This window comes from Xanthomonas sp. NCPPB 2866 (genome assembly GCF_041475745.2).
Taxonomy (GTDB): Bacteria; Pseudomonadota; Gammaproteobacteria; order Xanthomonadales; family Xanthomonadaceae; genus Xanthomonas; species Xanthomonas arboricola.
The window spans coordinates 679,536-698,784 of the sequence record NZ_CM192975.1 but is presented as its reverse complement, the minus strand read 5'-3'; the positions used below and the strand labels follow the sequence as shown (position 1 = coordinate 698,784).

Annotated in this window: 17 protein-coding genes; 8 read left to right on the top strand and 9 right to left on the bottom strand. The window is 59.8% G+C overall.

The genetic code is table 11. From position 1 onward, the window contains the following. Positions 1–80: 80 nt before the first annotated feature. Both ACCQ04_RS03005 and ACCQ04_RS03000 read left to right on the top strand, forming a co-directional pair. The gene (locus tag ACCQ04_RS03005) at positions 81–485 is read left to right on the top strand and encodes a transposase (protein ID WP_372358675.1); all 405 of its coding nucleotides are present in this window, start codon (positions 81–83) and stop codon (positions 483–485) included. Positions 486–650: 165 nt separating this feature from the next. Then, positions 651–2,147, top strand: coding sequence for a hypothetical protein (locus ACCQ04_RS03000; protein WP_372358674.1), 1,497 nt, complete (start codon positions 651–653; stop codon positions 2,145–2,147). 173 nt (positions 2,148–2,320) lie between these two features. Here the strand turns inward: ACCQ04_RS03000 and ACCQ04_RS02995 are convergent, their stop codons facing one another. Then, complete coding sequence (locus tag ACCQ04_RS02995; RefSeq protein ID WP_372358673.1) at positions 2,321–3,241, bottom strand: hypothetical protein; 921 nt, start codon at positions 3,239–3,241, stop codon at positions 2,321–2,323. Between the two features lie 329 nt (positions 3,242–3,570). Here ACCQ04_RS02995 and ACCQ04_RS02990 point away from each other — a divergent pair, with 329 nt between their 5' ends. Next, complete coding sequence (locus tag ACCQ04_RS02990; RefSeq protein ID WP_372358672.1) at positions 3,571–5,679, top strand: ankyrin repeat domain-containing protein; 2,109 nt, start codon at positions 3,571–3,573, stop codon at positions 5,677–5,679. 63 nt (positions 5,680–5,742) lie between these two features. Further along, complete coding sequence (locus ACCQ04_RS02985) at positions 5,743–6,543, top strand: hypothetical protein (RefSeq protein WP_372358671.1); 801 nt, start codon at positions 5,743–5,745, stop codon at positions 6,541–6,543. A gap of 43 nt (positions 6,544–6,586) precedes the next feature. Here ACCQ04_RS02985 and ACCQ04_RS02980 read toward each other — a convergent pair whose 3' ends face one another. From ACCQ04_RS02980 to ACCQ04_RS02960, 5 genes are all read right to left on the bottom strand, one after another. Then, a complete protein-coding gene (locus ACCQ04_RS02980) occupies positions 6,587–7,006 on the bottom strand; it encodes a hypothetical protein (protein ID WP_372358670.1) in 420 nt (139 codons plus the stop codon). 217 nt (positions 7,007–7,223) lie between these two features. Then, positions 7,224–7,697, bottom strand: a complete 474-nt coding sequence (locus ACCQ04_RS02975) for a hypothetical protein (RefSeq protein WP_372358669.1) — start codon at positions 7,695–7,697, stop codon at positions 7,224–7,226. 71 nt (positions 7,698–7,768) lie between these two features. Further along, positions 7,769–9,235, bottom strand: a complete 1,467-nt coding sequence (locus ACCQ04_RS02970) for an XVIPCD domain-containing protein (RefSeq protein WP_372358668.1) — start codon at positions 9,233–9,235, stop codon at positions 7,769–7,771. 14 nt (positions 9,236–9,249) lie between these two features. Then, positions 9,250–9,879 carry a hypothetical protein gene (locus ACCQ04_RS02965; protein WP_372358667.1) on the bottom strand — a complete coding sequence of 210 codons (630 nt, stop codon included), beginning with the start codon at positions 9,877–9,879 and terminating at the stop codon, positions 9,250–9,252. Between the two features lie 86 nt (positions 9,880–9,965). Next, entirely contained in the window at positions 9,966–10,382 is a 417-nt protein-coding gene (locus ACCQ04_RS02960) for a SymE family type I addiction module toxin (RefSeq protein WP_372358666.1), read from the bottom strand. A 722-nt stretch (positions 10,383–11,104) separates the two neighbouring features. Here ACCQ04_RS02960 and ACCQ04_RS02955 point away from each other — a divergent pair. From ACCQ04_RS02955 to ACCQ04_RS02940, 4 genes are all read left to right on the top strand, one after another. Beyond that, positions 11,105–11,803: a hypothetical protein gene (locus ACCQ04_RS02955; RefSeq protein WP_372358665.1), complete on the top strand. Its 699-nt coding sequence runs from the start codon at positions 11,105–11,107 to the stop codon at positions 11,801–11,803. Between the two features lie 556 nt (positions 11,804–12,359). Then, positions 12,360–13,547: an XVIPCD domain-containing protein gene (locus ACCQ04_RS02950; protein ID WP_372358664.1), complete on the top strand. Its 1,188-nt coding sequence runs from the start codon at positions 12,360–12,362 to the stop codon at positions 13,545–13,547. 154 nt (positions 13,548–13,701) lie between these two features. Next, the gene (locus ACCQ04_RS02945) at positions 13,702–14,094 is read left to right on the top strand and encodes a hypothetical protein (protein WP_226426898.1); all 393 of its coding nucleotides are present in this window, start codon (positions 13,702–13,704) and stop codon (positions 14,092–14,094) included. Positions 14,095–14,798: 704 nt separating this feature from the next. Further along, complete coding sequence (locus ACCQ04_RS02940; protein WP_372358663.1) at positions 14,799–15,497, top strand: transposase; 699 nt, start codon at positions 14,799–14,801, stop codon at positions 15,495–15,497. Positions 15,498–15,531: 34 nt separating this feature from the next. Here ACCQ04_RS02940 and ACCQ04_RS02935 read toward each other — a convergent pair whose 3' ends face one another. The 3 genes from ACCQ04_RS02935 to ACCQ04_RS02925 form a co-directional block, all read right to left on the bottom strand. Further along, positions 15,532–16,266 (bottom strand): hypothetical protein, encoded by a 735-nt coding sequence (locus ACCQ04_RS02935; protein ID WP_372358662.1) that lies wholly within the window; start codon positions 16,264–16,266, stop codon positions 15,532–15,534. Positions 16,267–17,586: 1,320 nt separating this feature from the next. Beyond that, positions 17,587–18,525, bottom strand: a complete 939-nt coding sequence (locus ACCQ04_RS02930; protein WP_372358661.1) for an XVIPCD domain-containing protein — start codon at positions 18,523–18,525, stop codon at positions 17,587–17,589. 9 nt (positions 18,526–18,534) lie between these two features. Then, positions 18,535–19,014, bottom strand: a complete 480-nt coding sequence (locus tag ACCQ04_RS02925) for a hypothetical protein (protein ID WP_372358660.1) — start codon at positions 19,012–19,014, stop codon at positions 18,535–18,537. Positions 19,015–19,249 lie beyond the last annotated feature (235 nt).

Below are 19,249 nucleotides of genomic sequence, written 5' to 3'. Positions count from 1 at the left end.
CCAAATTTCAGGCTACGGCCTCAGCTCTCGGGAGGGTTTCCTCGTTATCAGTACCAACGCCGGGCTGCGAGTCTTGTGCCATGGCCAGACTTCCATGCATCGACTTTCCCGGCATCCCGCAGCACATCGTGCAACGCGGGAACAACCGCTTGCCCTGCTTTCTGGATGATGGCGATCGATTGCGCTATCTGCACCTGATGCATGAGGCCCTGCACGCGACAGGCTGCCAGTTGCACGCTGACGTCTTGATGGACAACCATGTGCACTTGCTAGTCACGCCACCTGATGCGGGACGGATCTGGCAACTGATCCAGCGGCTTGGACGAAACTACGTCGCAGCATTCGTCTTCATCTACAGCAGCAGCGAGCCCTGGGCCACGACGCCTTCCGCGCAATGGTCGAAGCCAAGACCCACCGCTTTGCGGGCGTCAGGCCCGCTCATCGCCCACGCAGACCGAACACCGCCGACTGATAAGTTAACCTGACCCCGTTATTGGCTGAGATGAAAAGTGCGCAGCAGCGCACGAACAGGCAGCGGATCCGCGCCGGGCGGCACGGCTCCCGCCCGCGACCTTTCCCACTCACGCGGTCGCCCGGACCACTGGCATGATGGTGCCCGCACGTTGACCACTGACGTACAGGAGGCAGGGATGTCACAACACGCTATCGAGGAGTTCATCGAACGCTGCGTCCAGCTGGTCGATCGCGGCAGCTTGAGTCGCACGCACAAGGCAGCGCTCATGCGTAGCCTGCTTGGGCTGCAGGCGCGTTACGACACCGGCCTGACCTGGTTCCGCGTGCACACCGAGCTACTGCGCCATGGCGTGCTGGTGCGTACGGCGGTCGAGGAGATCGACGATGCGACCCTGCGCGCGCAGGCCCTGGTCGCCGAAGCGCCCGGTTGGCTGGAGGACGCGCAGGGCGAGGTCTATCTGCAATGGCAAGACCAGGCACGCGTGGTCTACCGCCGACCAAACACCGGCCACACGCTACCGCTGGCAGAAGTATTCGGCGACGTTCTCAACCTCGCCCACCAGGCCGATGACAGCGCGTTGTTCACCGATTGCTACGGCCTGTTGGTCAACGGCTGGCTGGACGAGACCTTCGACGCCGCCGACGGTATCGCCCCCACCCTGGACGGCCTGCTCGCTTCCGACACCTTGCGCGCCATCCGTGCGCTGGCCGCACTCCGCGCGCTCAAGCCTCGCCGTGGCGCACCCGAGGACCTGGCCGTGCCGCGGCTGGCCGACAGCGGCACCTCCGGTGAGATCGAGCGCGAGATGGGTCTGCGGTTTTTCCTGCAGCCCAAGCGCACGCCTGCGGCGTTACGCACTGCGCGTGACAAGGCCACACGTCAGCAGGTGCGTCTACGCGAGCTGCTCCCGCAACTGGTGGAGCAACACCTGGGCACATCGCTGCGCGCTGCTGGCTGGTCTGCTGTCACGGTTGAAGCGAGCCATCGTTGGCAATGGATCCGCGACCACGACGGCAGCCGTCAGTGTCTGTGGGCCAGCTATGACCCGACCCTGGGCGAGCTGATGGTCCAGGCGGGGCTGCAGCATGCCCGCCTGCTGGCCTGGCAGCAGCGCGCGGCGACCACGCAGCTGCATGACCTGCATTGCGTGGCTGATGCGACCACCTTCATGGGCAAGCAGGTCCTGGACAGCGCGGACGTGGGCCACTACGGCGGCTGGGCACTGAATCCAGCCCACAGCGACGCCGTGCTGAGCGCTGCCCTGGCCCGTCTGGCGACGGCACTGCCCGCACTGGATATGCACTTCTTCAGCCGCATCACCGATCAGCTGGCCGGCCCCTGGTTCCAACGCTCCGCCGACATCTGGCTGCAGCTGCTGGAACACGGCGACGACAACGGCGTGGTGCCGCCCGAGGTGATATTCGCCAGCCCGGACAGCGTGCTGCTGGTATTCGCGTTCTTCCACCTGGAGTGCGGCGAACAGACACGTGCCAACGCACATGTCGAACAGTTGCGCCAGCGGCTGGCCGCACGCGCCCGTCCAACTGTCTGGCATCGCCAATGGCTGGCGCCATTCCTGCAGCAGTGGGAGCACGGGGCAGGCACTGCGCCCATGCCACCGCTGCTGCACCCGCTGCTGCTCGATCACCTGCGCGCAAACGATGGCGCCTGATTGCCGCACCACGCCGCCGATACGCGGCTGGCGGCTCAGGCGTGTGTACGGAGGCCTTGCAGGTCGACATCTTGCTGCCGCAAGCCGCGGCGCCGCGCAGGCAACGCGGCGCCGCATTCCAAGGCCTTGTCCGCTCGCAATGCCGGCAGCGCACAGGCATCGCGCACAGCCCCTCAATAGCGTAGCGCCTCCGCTGTGGGTGCCACCGGCGCAAACCGCGCCTTACTGAAGTCATGCAGCAGCCGAGCCGCCTGCTCATCCTGCTCGGAATAGCGCCGGAAATCGCTTTTGCACAATCGATACAGGCAGCCGCCCCGCGCGAACACCAGGTCGCCGCCATCCCAGTCGGCCCAGTCGGTGCCGGGCAGGTCCACCAGCACGGCGCCGTCGCGATCCAGCACGCGATGATCCAGCGCATACCAGGCATCGTTCTGGCGCCCCACGGCACGCAACAGCGATTGCAGCCGACGCCCGCCACTGCCGTCCTTCTCGCACACGCGTGGGCGCGTGAAGCCGTAGAGCAGGCCGCTTCGCAAACCGCCGCGTTCGCCCTCACCGCCGTCGAGCGTTCGCCAGCCAGCGCGCTGCCGCAGCATGCTGTCGATCGGCTCGTCTTCGCCACCGCCGGACCATTGCCCGAACGGCCGCACCGTCATCCCGTGCTTCAGACCGAAGCCGGTCGGCAGCGGAAACGGCTCGCGGCCTGCCTGCGGGCGATGATTCAACAGCAGCGTCTGCTCGTCCTCAAACGCACCACCGCCACCCCACGCATCCCCCTTGGGCCAGAGCGCCAGCGCGGTGAAGAACGGTGGGCGCGACAGCGCTGTCCAGGTTCCGAAATCGCCCTTGTGCTTGGCCGCGAAATACACCAACAGCCGCCCCGACGGCGACAGGTCGCAACGCCGCTCGTAGATGCGGCCCTTGAACCACTGCCCGTGCTCGAACGTATCCGTGCGCAAGTCCCAGCGGATCAGCTGTACCTGCTTGCTGGGCCCACGCCGGAAGATCACCCCGGTGCGTGCGTCCCGCGCCAGCAGGACATACAGCCGTGTGGCCGGGGTGAACCTGTCTTCCATCTGCGATGTCGATTGCATCTGCATCCTCCGTGGATTGACGCTGCTCCCGCACCGATGCAGTTCAGCCACATCTGGCTGCAGGCAACACGTATCGCAGCCGCCGCACGGTGTCGTGCCGATTATCGAGCCCGGGCAACAGAGCGCAAGGTCTGCGCTGCAGGCATTCCGGCGTCGCGCCCTGGTGTGTCGCGCACACGTTGCCTGCTGCCGGGCACCGATCGCCTCGCGCGTTATCCTTCGCCCCGCAAGCAGCTGTCTCTTCCGCCTTCTGCGAGGAACCGCACCTGATCAAGGTCACCCGTCGTCAATTTCTCGAAGCCGGCATCGTCGTCCTGGGCACAGCGGGCATGCTCGGCGCCTGCGCCACGCAGGACAGCGCCCTGCACACGCGCTGGAGCCAGTGGCAGGCGAAATGGCGCTGGATGGAAGCCATCGCCCGCAAGCGCCGTTGGCAGGTGACGCCGCTACGGATCGCCCCGCCTGCGACAGAACGCCAGCTGCTATCGCTCGAACGCCGTCACCGCCTGCCGATCCCCGCCCAACTGCGTCGCGTCCTGCGCGGGCTGTCGGCGCAAGTAAGCTTCGGCTGGTCTGTGCCCTCGCATCTGCGCGCGATGGAACAGCAAGACCTGCCGTCGATGAGCTGCAATCGCGACACGGTATGGAGCCTGACGCACATCGATACGATGGCCCTGCCCGTCTTCCAGGACTGGAAGCAGGAGCTGGCCACGCGCGATCTGTCCGAGGCACCCAACCGTCCTGCACTGTGGGAACACCAGTTCGCTTTCTACAACCTCATCAACGGCGACTGGCTGACCATCGACACCACGCATGCGGATCCGGCCAGGCAACCGGTACGCTATTTCTCGCACGAACTGGAGATGCTGCACGGCCTGGCGCTGGCGCCGGACTTCTTCAGCTTCATCACCCAGATGTCGGCGCTAGGCATGGCCGGCACCGAATGGGCCTCGTGGATGCGCTTCGGCAACGGCCAGAAAGACGACACCTTCTACCTGGATGCCGGCAACCAGGGCTCAAAGGCGTGGCTGGCCTGGCTGCAACGCGACCCGGCACAACCCGACCCCGATACGCCGCCGCTGCCGATCGTGGAGCGCAGCGCTGCCGATCGCGCATTGCTGGACGCCGCACGCGCCAATTCACTCGTCGGCGTCGAGGCCGCATTACTGGCAGGCGCCGTCCCCGACTGCACCCCTGACAGCGACTGGCTGATGGAACACACCGCATCCGACCAGGAGTTTTCCACCGCCATCCATTACGCCACCCGGCACGACAACACGGCGATGATCGAGCGCCTGCTCAAGGCCGGCGCAACGCTCAATACACGGCTGCTGCCGCTCAATACCGCGGTCAAACACGGCACGCTAGCCACCGTGCGCTGGCTCATCGCGCACGGCGCACGCGTCAACGGCTGGGCCAATCAGCGCTACTGGCCGCTGCACGACCTGGTGGTCACCCGCGGGCCGATCGCCGCAATGACGCGCGCGCACTACCGCCAGCACCTGATCGACAGCATCAGCATCGGCAGCCTCGACTCACTGGATGGCATGATCGCCCAAGCCAAGGACGCACAGACCCGCGCGCGCTATCGCGCCGCCAAGCGCGCCCTGCAGCAGGCCAGCGAGGAGGCGGTGAAAGACGTCGACAGCAAGCTGCGCAACCACCTCAGTCTGCAGGACTATCTGGACATGCTGGAAGCGCTGCTGGACGCCGGCGCCGACCCGGACGCACGCTGGGACAACGGCACCACCATGCTCGGCTGGGGCGGCGTGGCCACCGCACGCGTGCTGCTGGCACACGGCGCCGATCCCAACGCACGCGACATCCACGGCACCACGCCGCTGCACACCGCCAGCACCGGCGAAAAGGTGCGCGTGCTGGTCGCCGGCGGCGCCGACATCAACGCGCAGGCCATCGCACAGAACACCGACGACTCGCAGCACTACACACCGCTGCAGTCGGCGCTGCTCTCCCACACGCTCGATGGCGACAGCCCCATCACCGCGCTGCTGGAACTGGGCGCGGACGCCACCCGCACCGACGCCGATGGCCGTTCGTCGCTGGCCTATTGCTTCCAGCCGGACCTGGTGCGCCTGATCATGAGCAAGGGGCTGGACCCGCTGGCCCTGCAACCGGGCCAGCAAACCCTGCTGCATAACCTCACCGCCCGTCACTGGCTCCCGCGCCACACGTTCCCGAAGGAAGTGGCCTTTCTCGATTTTCTGCTGAGCCTGGGGATCGACATCAACGCGCGCGACGCCAGGGGCCGCACCCTGCTGCACTACGCCGCCGAACAGGAAAGCAACGATGAGAGCGCGCCCAACTACGCCCTCGTCCTGGCCAGGGGTGCCGACAAAACCATCAAGGACAACGAGGGAAAGCGCGCCGTCGACCTGTTTGCCGCCTCGTTGCAGACGGTGCGGGCGGCATTGCGGTGATGCGCATCAAGGGTGATGTCGATGTCCATCGCTCCATCATCTCCGGGACACCACAGCAGACGCATGGACAGGAAACACAAAATCCCCGTTCTGACGCTGGCCTGCCTGACATCTATGGCACTTGCCACCACGCTATGCCTCGCGAAGCCGCCTGCCGGCTCGCCCGAATTCGCACCAACCTCGGACGACCCCGCAGCAAGCGTCGCCCTGGTGCCCGGCGAATACATCACCGAAAAGGGATGGGGGCATCTACTACTGACCAGGCACAAGCAATCGCTACGATTCTCTTTGGAAAGCACCACTGGCCAAGCCATGTGCTTCCTGGAAGGCGTGATTGAGGGAAGACAAAGCATTGCCACAAGCGAGACGGGCCTCACGGATTGCCAAGTGCAATTCGCGAACACCGCCGAAGGTGTCAACGTGACCACCACCACGCCGGTCGAGTGCAAATCCTTGTGCGGCTACAACGGCGGTTTCGAAGCACCTTACCTGCGGGCCAAGGATGGTTGCAGCCGCAACGCCCTTGCCCGCACGCGCGCGGCATTTCAGCAGCACTACGACCGCGAGGACTACAGGACGGCATTGACCACCCTGTCCCCGGTCCTGGCGCAATGCGGGCCTACACTGGAATGGGAAGAAGAGGGAGAGATCCGCAATGATCTGGCGATCACCCAGTACAAGAACGCGCTGTATGCGCAGTGTCTGGAAACGTTGAATGCCTACGCCGAAGACGCGGCGGCAGACGACGACGCAGTGATGGAGAACTGGCCACCGGTCCTTGCGGATCGCTATCTGGCGATCGTACGCGCAGCACGAACCAACCTTGCGTTATGCAGGAAAGCGCTGGCCAGGCAAAAGAACTAGAGCATTCACTATCAAATTCGACCAGCCACACGTGGTGCGCCGCTCAGCTTGTCCCGATGCCAACATACTCCTGCGCAACCGCATGCCTGGCTTGCCCAGACTCCCAGATTCGACCGCGGCTCAACCCAACTGCGCGCGCTACCCGTTGAAACTCGACAGGCCCTTGATAGCCCGGAGACTTCTTCTTGATCAGGATGCGATCGGATGGCGTGACACAGCTGTCCTCCAGGGAATTGCTCACATGTGCCTCATCCACGAAGAACTCTTCATAGGGCAACGGCAGCACGGATGTCTCTCCGTCGCGATCGAACTTCAGCAACAGGCTGTCATCGCGCTCGAAGCACAGCGTCTTCCAAGGGAAATCGGTCAGCTTGCCGGCTTCGACCACAGCCGAGTCCTTGCCGGCCAGCAGCGTCACAACATGCTCGGAGAACTGTTCTTTTGAGATTGGCGGCTCGGTCATGGCGCATCCTGCAAAGGTGGCAACAACCACTGCAGCCGATGCCGAAACGTAAGAACGGAAGATAGCGAATGACATACGGAGCGGCCCCTTCCTGAGGTAGAGCGATGTTTAACCAGAAGCGCAATGCACGCGCATCTTGGCAGGAGTAGCGACTTTCCCTCCTGATAAATTCCGGACCCAGGCAACTAAGCAAGTCGTTGACATCCTGATCGGGCAACTACATTAAATTTGAGTAGTCACCGATCTGATTGCAGATCTCTGAGGGCGGATCATCCACCTTGACGACTCTTCGCAATCCCTTCTCCAACTCCCCCTCAGGGGCAACGACATGATAGACGAGATAGAACTCCTCTCGACTTTTCCAGAGGCTAAATGTCGACAGCTCAGAAAATCGAAAGACATGCCCATTCGAATAAGTTGCGTCAAAGCTGCATTCAGCATAAACACCGATTCCACAACTCGCAGCCAGATCGCGCAGCCCCTTTCGTCCACCGAGATCAAAATGATAAGACCGGCCGTTCTGGTCCTCCACGATCTGCGGCGTCATTCGCAGCGCCTGAGGCGCGGTTGCGCTCTCCCAGTCCAGAACCTCTGCACAGAGCGAGGGACCGGAGGGCTTATCCATCCCAAATTGAGCAAAGCTCCAGGTGCAACCCGTCGTAACGAGCAACCAGAACACGACGTAGATCATCGAATTTTGCACAGGCACCTCTCAGCCTTCGTCGCACTCAGCAACAGCCGGTGCCGACAGCGTGGAATTTCTCAGCGCACCATTGACGGTCCGGCCTGGGTAACGGCTTGCTGCGACTGCTCCAGCGCCTGCTGCTGTTCGCGTGCCTGGGCCTGAGTTTGGTTGATTGCCTGCAGACGATCGAACGACTGGGCCTCTGCTGTCTGCACGGCGTCCACCGTCGGCATGTGTGCGCGCTGGTGTGCCGGGTCGTTGAGGGCGCCCTGGACGACAAAGACCTTCTCGCCGCCGGCCAGCTGACCTGTTGGGTTGTTGAGCACTACATGATCCACCCGCGACAACCCTTCCTCTTTGGCCAGCGCAAGCAGGCTGGCAGTCATGCGCTGGCTTGCCCCGTCCCACTCTTTGCCGTGCTGAGCGTCGAGCTGCATCACACCACTTTTGATCTGCTGGTATAGCGCGTGGTCTGGGTGGCCTGGCTGTGAGGGCGTCTGCGCTGGGGGACGTGGCGATTGTGGGTCGCGCTCTCGCAGCTCCTGCTCCAGCGCCTGGGCAGAAATCGGCGAGACGTGCAGGTGAGTGTCCTTGCTGTGCTGGAAGAGCCCAGGGGTTGGCGGCTGCGTACTACTGTCCAGGTATGGCATGGGGCGGGTGTCGCTGCCCAGGTCAATGCCATTGTGCTCCAAAATTTCTTCTTTGAACCCCAGGCGCTGCATATCCAGGATCATTGGCTGCTCCGGCTCGCCGGGCTTTGACTTGTTGTAGTGTCGCTCGTAGATGGCGGCTGTGCCGACCACCCACGGACCGTAATGGTTGACGTAGTCGGACTGGCCCGCATGACCGATACGGGTGTCCTTGACCGATTTGTCGAAGTAATTCACTCCCATTGCCTCGACATTACCCGCCGTGGGCGACAACGTCAGGTCGCTATTGAACGTCAGGTTTGCCTTGGGCGTATAGACACTTGGATAACCGCTGCGCGTGACAAAATCTCTGGCCCGACCATCCGCAAATAGGTACACATCTTCAAGCGTAGGATTAGGATTACGACTCTTGGCCGCACTCACGATAGCGTTCCATCCGGCTATTTCGGCCGTTGCTTCGTCCGCACGGTTACTGGCCAGCACCTTCTCGCCAGCAGCAGTGTAATCGTGCGTGCTACGGGCAATTTTTATTGCCTCTGTTTTGAACTGTTCCCGCGCAAGCGCAGCAGTGGGACTGTAAAGGCTATGCTGAATTTCATGTCCCAAGACGAAAGTCAAATCGCCTGCTGCTGCATGCTTGCCGTTGGCATCATTCACCAGCGCTGCAAGCGGCAGGTGAATTTCCTGATCGCGTGGATCATAGGTGCCTCCCGCATGCGGATCGTTCAACGGCGCGAAGCCTTTCAGCACCTTTTTCTGCACCGCCTCGTTGATCTGGCGGGTCAACTCGGGCGAATCGTTCAGGACCCGGTTGAAGTTGTCCAGATGCTCACGTGTGACACCTGGTTGCTGACCGAATGACGCCACCACAGCACTTGCTTCTTGGCTCAACATGTCCGCTCCTTGGACTAGCGAATTTGAACCCACTCGACGCACTGATGAGTGGTGCGCGCTAAAGGTTCGTCAGCCTCTCCACGCGGGAAGAGCTCTACGCGCATCCCTGGGCGTTGAAAGATATCGCTCATCCATCGCCCATCTTCGACAAGATTGCGTTGTCGCGAGAAACCCATTTTTTCGAGGTGCGCCGCAAATGCCTCGAAGTCGATCTGGCAGATATCCGACATAGACGGAGACACTTCTGGCGGATTAGGCAGGAACAGGAACTCGAACCATGCACCCTTTATTTCGGTTTTGTTGACACCAAACCCGTAGTTCCAGTCTCGGGTCAGCACTCCGCTGGCACCGAACCGCCCGGAACCATCACCGCGGTGCTGTACCGACTGGCCCATTGCTCGAGACACATGGTCGGCAGTGAACGATTCAATACTGGTGCTTGTGCGAATCAGCTCCAGTACCCGCTCCAATGCTTCCTGCGCGGTACGTGGTCCACCTTTGGAAGGATCTGCAGGTACGTGATCGGCTGAGGAACTCATGGCAGATGTCTCCGTGACGGGTGCCGGGGCTGGGGTGGCCGACGTATGGGCGCATGCGCCCAGAGCGAGGGTGGCGAGCAAGGCGTAGAGGGGGCGCGCGATCATGAAGCGTCCGTTGTGCGCTGGTGTGGCTGCGACGCTAGTGGCATCCGGCACCGAGGTCAATCGCAAGGGGTCTGGCAGCCGCACCATCATCGCCGCACACTGGGCGCCTTGGCCGGCACCTCCACCGGCGGCAACACCTCCATCAGCAGCTGCCCTTCGCTCGCGGTGATGCGCAGCTTGGCGCCGATGGCAAAGCCCAGTTGTTCCAGCCATAGGCCGCTGAGGCGGACGTGGGGCACGTGCTGGTCGCCGGCGTGGTCGTGGGCGCCGGGGTAATGGGTGTAGCTGACCGTGCATTGGCGCGGGCGGCGGGCGCGGCGGGGTGCGCGTAGCGTGCCGGGGCCTTGCGGGGAGGCGTCCGGGTCGGGTGGCAGCATCGGTGGCAGCTTGGTGCGGTCGGGCTCCACAACAACCCACTGCACCCGCTTGGGCGGCGCGGGGCGCGCACGCGTGCGGGTGGGCCGTGCGCTGGCAGATGCCGTGGGTGGGCGGCGGCGTGTCATGGCGCCTCCGGGTGGTGGCGGGTGATGGATGCAGCGACGCACTGCTGCAATGGCACAGCCCTGCGTGCCGACAGGCGGCGCAAGGGGTGCGGCAACACAGCGGGCTGGCAACTCAGCGGGTGCGCAGGATTGTCGCTCACCTGCTCAACAGTCGCGCGTGCGACGAGCCGGCGCAGCACCTCACGCACATCCCACCGCAGGCGGTGAGCGAAGGTTGGCAACAGATCAACCGGCACAGATGCCGGCGTGGATGGTGCGGTAGACATGGCAACGCCCTCCTGGAACGACCCAAGAACCGCCGCCAACGGCGACGGGATGTCGGGAGGTTCGAAACCGCACACAGCCGGCGGGCGTATTCCCCTTGCGGGTGTTGTATTAGCCGCCCTCCCGACGCAGGCATTGCGTCGGCTTGTACCTGCAGGATGCAGGCACAAAAAACCCACCGGTTTGACGGAGGTGGGCACCGCTGTGTGAGGAGTTTCGACGCTCCTTGACTTGGAGATTGCAGCGCACGGATCGCGATGTCAACTGTCGCGATCTGTTCTTAAAAGGCAGATCCAAAAAGCACGGATGCACAGCCCGTGTGCTCAGATATTTAAGATCACAGACCTGGCACGCACCGGGCGCACTAGAAAATTTTTCGTGCTGTCCCAACGTTTCCACCTGGTCGTATAGATCAGACACCTCTAATCTTGCCGTATCACTCAACGATGGCAGGCGTCATGGAAAGTAGCGGCGTAGCACCGGTCGTGCCTTTGACTTTCAAGGCATTAGAAGAGCGCCTCAGCGCGCTACCGGAGTTTCCAGCAGATACCGCCAGCCCAAGCCGCCTCGTGCGCGGCGCAGGCATCGTCATGGCGTTGGCAATCGCTTCGACGCTGATTGCATCATTCCTCAGCTTCACGAGTGTTCCGCCTCAGTTGCTAGTAAAGGTAGCAACCGCCGGCCTCCGGGTTGCATTAGTAGCATTGGGCGTCCTGATGCTGCTCGGCATTTACGGGATCGCGAGTGATCTGCGTCGATGGACATTAGATCAAGCAATGCGCACTGATCATCAGCTAGAGCAATTTATGCAGGAGGTGACCTGGCTGCAAGGGTATCCGGCAGCAACCTTGCAAGTCATGCTGGATCACGCTCGCTACAGCCATACACGCCGTGCGGGCCGCATTGCGCTACTGGCTGGAAGCATCGACAAGCTAGGCCTTCTGCCGGTTGCGGCGTCGCTCTTTCTGGTTCTGCGCGCTGGTGGCAATCCTCTGGCGATGTCTCCATTGACAGCAATAGTGGGGATTTTTCTGCTGTTCTTCTGGATGATCTGCTGGGTTGCCACATCGGCTAGGGGTAAGCTGCAGACCTATGAGTACTTGCTCGACATGGCGCTAAAGGGCAAAGAGAAAGACGTAATAGCAGCTGACGCATAAGATTGGGGCCAGGCTAAGTCAGGTCAGGTCAGCCCGCCACTGTAACTTCATAGCTCCGCTATCTCTTGGGGCGCATACTTGCAACCGAACTACGCATGGATGACCATCTGTGTGATTGCGTTGGAGCTGTCAAGTCATGCGAACGAATCCTCACGCCAACCTTAGCTCTTTAGCATTGCTAGCAGCTGCTAGTCTCTTCTTCATATCAGGGTGCTCTGCCATGCAGCAAGACTCACGGCCCAGCTTTAATACTCAGCAGTCTGCCGCCAAGGCGAGGCAAGAGCTTCAGGCCGCTAATCCTATCGGGTCACCGCTTACGACTGCGCAGAAGAACCTTGAGGATCTTGGATTTCGCTGCCAAGCGCTGAACTCTCCTGGCGCAGGTTACAAAGCGTCAATGATGTGCACGCTTTTCCCTGTCGTGAAAGAGGCGCAGCCATCGGTGACAGCGCCAGCTGTGCCGGTTACCTGGATGGTGGGCTTTCACTCTGCTGACGGAATCTACTTGAGCAAACTGGTAGTGAATCGAGCTCCGCAGGATATTGGAGAATAAGTCATGGATGAGCAGAAGAAGGCAACAATTTGGGTGGGGGCAAGCGAGGTTGCTGGTGACCGCCGCCATCTTTACCTGCTCTTTCAGAACTCTGATGGCAGCCAGACTGTAGTACGCGGGGGACCAGACACCAGGGCCGAAGGGAATGACCTGGCGAACTTTGCCGAGAGCACAGTTCTTGGCTCGGAGAAGTTTGGCCACATTCGAGTTGAAGCAGCCCCTTACATTGCCCCTTATGAAATTGGGTACCGGCTCAAACAAGACGGCAACTACGAGCCAGTGCCTTTGAACCAGTTGGATCCTTCCGAGCCGGCTCTTGCGAGGGATGCCAAGGGCAACATCGTGAAAGCGACAGTCACCGCACCAGACTGGCCCGCACCGGGCGAGCGCCACGAGCGCATCGTTGCCTGGAGCGGTTCTGACCAGGAGTTATCCACAAAACTTGAGTCTGCCCTGAAGGCTGGGGACCAGATCAATCAGGCACAACTGGAATATTCTCCGCTGTACAACAACAGCAACGGTGTTGTCAGCAACTTGCTGAAGGCCAGCGGCGTTCAACCTGTTCTGCCGAAGAACGCACAAGGTGAGACAGTCAACGCACCGGATTTTGGGGAAGACCTTTATCAAGACGTCGGCGCGGCATCGGTACGCAGCGGATACAGGTTTGACGGCAAACAGTGGTTCGATGCGGACGATCGTAGAATCGCGCCTCCTACGAGTGGGCAGCCGTTGGTACCTCAGGATCCGGCCGCACCGTCGCGTGGATCATCGGATGGTTTCAAGCTCAGCGCACAGGCTCCAACGCCTACCGATCCCATGTTTGCTCAAATCCAGGATGGCGTACACCGGATCGATCATTCGCTGAATCGTATTCCCGATGCGGCAAGTGACCGTATGACCTGGAGCCTGTATGCCCTTGCCAAAGAGCAGGGACTGGAACGCGTGGACAACGTAGTGCTTGGCCAAGCAGGCACCCGTGCAGCCGCGGGAGAGTACGTCTTCCTGGTCCAGGGAGATCCCGCCACTTCGGTATATCACCGGGAGCAAATGCGCACGGCAGATGCGGTGGAAAGGTCAGTTGAGCAAAGCCAAGCCCGCGTGCAATCTGCCGAACAGACGCATGCGCTTGCGATGACTGCTGAAGCTCAGGAGCAGAATCAAAAGCAGGATGCACCAAGGCTGCAAGTCTGATTACCCTGGTTATAGCAGCCTTTGACCAGCCTAGCAGAGACAACACGTAATTATTTAGGCATTTTGCAAGTAGCTCGCTTCCGGCGTTTGAGGTTAGCTTTGGCTTACGGAGATGGCAGGTGCTAACGTTTCTAGACGGATCCCAAACCTTGGCATGAACTTAGATATGAAAATTAGGCTCATTTTTGGGACAGCACTACTTTCGCTATCAATCTCGACTGCTTCTGCAGAAGTAAGTATGCGCTCTGATTACAGGGAGATTGACGTGCAGCCTGTCAAAGTTGCAAAGGTGGGATCCAACTCGCTCCAAATCACCTATCGCATGCCAGCGGAAAGCCAATTTTATTCTCCCGGCGTTGACTTTTTAAGTGACCGCGGCGTCTTGCGCATTGCCATCCGCAGATGTGGCATTAGTGCTAGGTGCGATGCGATGGCGAAAGCTGTCATACCACCAGCCGAGCTTTGGATGCCGAAAGTCACCGTTCCCTATGCGGGCGAAGAGGTCTTGCTGGTTTACGTGGATACAGAAGAAAAATTTTCACCTTAGTTTTAAAGTTTGTGCTGGCGGGTCAGGTCAACCTGACCGCGTTAGTCTTAGCAATAAAATGCGTAACCGCAACATTCAGTCGGTCATGCGGCTACCTATCTCACTATTCACTCAAGCCGCCAGCGTTTTTCTGCATGGCCCAATAGGAGCGTTCACTCCATGGAAATACTCTACTCGGGTACGGACAAGATACTTTGCGACTCGCTTACTTTGAAGCTCACTGAATCTCGAATCGAGTACGAGACTAGCAGGCGCTTTTACAGAGTGCAGATAAATGATGGCGATGAAGTGCATCAGGTTTTGGTTCAGTGCAATGATTGGGACAGTGCAGCCCGACAGCTCGACATGCTTACCAAGAGGACGCAACACAAAGAGGCACCCGCGTCAGTGAATCCTGGATCACGTCCCCAGTACGCCGCAGTGATCATGATTGCTCTTGGAATCTCTGCCGGCCTTGCCGCTACAAAGCTACTCCATAGCGCCCCCAATCCTTGCCTATTCTTACCGCAGCCCCATGCTCCCACCCGATAGACGTCTGGTGGACATGTCGTCGACGCCGGCAACGCAGCGATCAAGGTATCGGGCGCTAACGGGGTCGCTAACGGGGTCAGGTTTACTTCCTACCCAAATTTCAGGCTACGGCCTCAGCTTTCGCCAGGGCTTTCTCGCTATCAGCACCAATGCCTTTCTGCGAGTCTTGCCAGGTGGCCAGACTTCCACGCATCGACCTTCCTGGCATCCCGCAGCACATCGTGCAACGCGGGAACAACCGCTTGCCCTGCTTTCTGGATGATGGCGATCGATTGCGCTATCTGCACCTGATGCATGAGGCCCTGCACGCCACAGGCTGCCAGCTGCACGCTTACGTATTGATGGACAACCATGTGCACTTGCTGGTCACGCCAGCTGCAGCGGGACGAATCGGGCAACTGATGCAGCGGCTTGGGCGAAACTACGTCGCATTGTTCAATGGCCGCGACAGGCGCACGGGGACGCTATGGGAAGGGCGGTACAAAGCGTGTCTTGTGGACAGTGCGGACTACGTCCTTCGCTGCTATCGCTACATTGAGCTCAATCCGGTGCGTGCTCGCCTGACCGACAACCCGGCGGCGTATCGCTGGTCCAGTTGCCCAGCCAACCTAGGCCAGCGCAAGCACTCCGCGCTGACACCACATCCCTGTTGGCTTGCGCTTGGCAGCGACCCGATCGAGCGATCCAAAGCTTACCGCACGCTACTCGATGAAGCCCTCTCCGACGAACTGCTCGCCAACATTCGTCTTCATCTGCAGCAGCAGCGAGCCCTGGGCCACGACGCTTTCCGCGCAATGGTCGAAGCCAAGACCCACCGCTTTGCCGGCGTCAGGCCCGCTCATCGGCCACTCAGACCGAACACCGCCGACTGATGAGTTAACCTGACCCCGTTATTAGACCCCGTTATTACCCGATACGAGATCCCAAAATAACTGGGCCAAGCTGGATACCTCCCGAACTATCTAGTAGCTCAGACGGAACCCGTTGGCATGGCCGAGCAGAGTTCAGCGCTACAATTAAATATTTATCCACGACGCCATCTGCGACGGCATCGACCTTCCGCACCCGACCATCTTCTTTAAGCGTGATAAAGACGGGAGATGGATCACTTAGCTGCAATGTATGTAGCTCCCAGCGCAGGTGACCAAGGCACTCATTTGAATAGAGAATTCGCTTCATGCTAGCACCGGCACCCGCTTTCCATTGCGCATCAGACTTGGCGTTCTCCCGTCTTATTTCCTCCGTTTCCCGCTTACGCTCGGATGCAAGTCGCCGATCTTCCGAATTAGACGCTCGTAAAACTATCGTTAACTCGCGCTCATAGGAACTCTCAAACCCACGATAGGGAAGAGGGCTGGCGCGACGAATAGCTTCAACAGCGATGGAACGACCCAAATCGTTAAACTCACAGTTTGGCAGAACATCAACAGCCACGATCTCACCACCTGGAATCTGCAAAATACGCACAGCGCAACTTGAGCCAGACGATATAATCGCACTTTGCGAATCGTTTTCCCACCACTTCTGGATCTGCCTGTTTATAGCAATGCCATAACTATTTTTTTCATGATTAATCTCGGCCGACGCAATTTCCGACGCCAACGAAAATACCAACAGAAGCAATGGAATTATTTTCTTCAAAGCATCATCCTTTAGTTATTGCCTTTAATTTTAGCAGGTGCACACTGTTGTCCATCAGCAGAAACGCTTGCACCTGCAAAGCAAAACGCTCGCAGGCCATGCGTAGTAGCAGGCAGTAGTGATGCCGATCCTCATTGTCCAAGAAGATCGCTCACCGGTTCACGCCTCTCTGGACGACACGCATCGGAACGCCGGGTAGTTCCAGAGGCGGCTGACGCGGCATGGCCGAGCCTGCTGCTCAAGAAGAAGACCTCAGCCTGACTGCAGCGACACAGCCGCGCTGTCAGACATCGCCACGCGGGCCTGTACAACCGGTTCGCTTAATTACCTTCGCCCCTCTTTTACCGCTTTTTGCCGCCTCCCCTTTTGCCCGCCCTTTTTGGCGATAAGTTAACCTGACCCCGTTACTGCGCACTGACACCACATCCCTGTTGGCTTGCGCTTGGCAGTGACCCGATCGAGCGATCCAACGCCTACCGCACGCTACTCGATGAAGCCCTCTCCGACGAACTGCTTACCAGCATTCGTCTTCATCTACAGCAGCAGCGAGCCCTGGGCCACGACGCCTTCCGCGCAATGGTCGAAGCCAAGACCCGCCGCTTTGCGGGCGTCAGGCTCGCTCATCGGCCACGCAAATCAAGCGCCGTCGACTGATAAGTGGACCTGACCCCGTTATTCGCATTCTCATATCACCGGAGCAATTGAGACATTACACAAAATTTTATCCAGCAGGCAACAGCATTTTAAGCGGCCTACTTACGAAGCGGCGACTAGTTTTGGTCGGGTGATAGGAAGGCTTCTGCGAGATCGCTCATGTCATTTTTACCGATCCTGCCGGCCTAGGACCGCGTGGTGGCGAAGAAGTATCCCAAAGCCACGATCCCGCCCCAAAAGGCCAATGCGATCCCACACAATTGCCATGTTTGTTGAGGGAACTTGCCACCTTTCCAACGGATTACTAAGCCGCGAGTAATCAACCCAAGCACCATTAACAGCGCGAGAAGTAACCCTACCGCCCATAGCACCAGAACACCTAGGCAGCCGTCACTGTGGCAGTTGGTAGCGAATAAAGAACCCCAACCCGTAGGCGCGGCCACAAGCACAAGTCCCAAAACCAACACTGCCTTGACAACGCGCCCCATAGTCCAGCCTCGCAACTCGCAGTTAGCCATGGAAGCAGCGCAACCACGACGTCTTCTTCCTGATACTCAAAGCAAGGACCGGCTGCTTCGCCGGCGTCAAGCTGACTTATCGGCTAAGCACCTTGACCCAGCCATTTCCTCACCAACCGGCCCCCTTTCCCAGCCAAACCAACGGCGATCAACCCATCTGCATCGGCGCCCGACTTTGCTCAAGTGCAGGTTCCTGCTGTGCTGCCAACGCACGTTCTTGTTGGGTGTTAGAGATTTGCTCGACCTTTGCGAATGACTGCTCGACAGGTGTCTTTGCTGCTTCTTCGGCCTTTATCGATGCTCTGAGGTGAGCAGGGTTATCCAACTCGCCTTGCACTACAAATAGGCGCTGGCCTGCTCCATCACCGGGAGTGTTTCCGAGAACCACGTGGTCTACGCGGCTCAGTCCGCCCTCCTTCGCGGTTGCCAGCAAACTAACGGAAATCTTCTCGCTAGTGGCATCGTAGGCCCTGCCATGTTGCTGATCGATGCCTGCAACCTGTTCCCGAATCGTGTTGAGCATCTCACGATCCTTGTCTGGCAACTGCGCATCACTGATCACGCGCTGCAGGAGTGTCCGCTCCGGCATCGGGTTGTATTGCTCAGTGTTCAATTCGCTGTCGGGAACAGGGGCTTTGATACTACGGATGTACTCAACGTTGCTGAGCGGTTTCAGGCCACCCTCGAACTCCTTATCCTGTATGAACTTCAGGTCGGTACGATGCAGACCGGCGTAATTGACAGCGCCCCATGTGTAATCGATGCAACTGTTCATTGCGCCGTGAAACTGCGTATTGAAGCCGTGTTCGCCGGGCTTTGCACCAAACTCCATCAATTTTTCGTACTGATCCTTACTGATCTCCATCGTGCGTTGATAGAAAGGCTTTTGGTATTGATCGGCGTCATCGTTGTAGACCTTTCCAGGCCCTGACATCACGCCGTGCTCGATGGGCGCAAACCCGAAGCTGGTTTGTTCCTTCCCGTGCGTGACTGTGTAATACATGTGCCCTGCCGCTGATGTTCCACCGTCAAGAAGCGGTGTCCCCGGCGCGGCAACGTAGAGAGTGACAGCGTATTTATCGTCCATGAGGTGTTCCTACTTTGATTTGTGCCGGTAAGCGACCAGCAACTCGGATTCGATCGATGCCAACTGCGGCGGCTGGCCAAGCAGCCTGATGCTCAGCTGATACCTGCCAGGCTGAATTCCTTGCGCCCATGCGAAGGCAAGCTGCGTGTAACGACGCTCTGGATATTCCAGACCCGCAGATTGAAGGGACGAGCCATCCACCTCGTCCAGCCAGACGCCTGGAACACGCCCGTCTGCACTCACGGCGACGGTCCGAGCGGGAACGCCTGCCTGCGATTCAACGCGCACCAATGGGATGTTGACTGCGCCGCTTGGTTCAAGCCGTTTCAGAACAAGCTCAGCGTGCAGGCCGGATCTGCGGAGCGCTTGAGCAGCTTCAAGTGACTTCAGAGCATCCTCGTCACCGACGCGGATACCCAGGAACAGTGTGCCAGTCGCGCTCTTGCCAGGAGGCTGCACGTTGAATTCGACCACCATCGGACTGGTCATCGCCGCCAACTGCAGCGGTCGTACGATGGGGACCTGCCCATCAGCTGCAACGCGTGTTGGCAAGTCCTGCGTCTGGGTTGTCTGTGGCTGGCAACTTGTCAGCAGCGAGATGCCTGAGCAGACCAGAACACACAGCAGAAGCTGCCCGTATCGTTGCATGTGTATCCCTTCACTTTAAGCAAGACTAGCGAGCCGCGCGTCTATGGCTCTACTTATTTATACACCGCTGACAGCG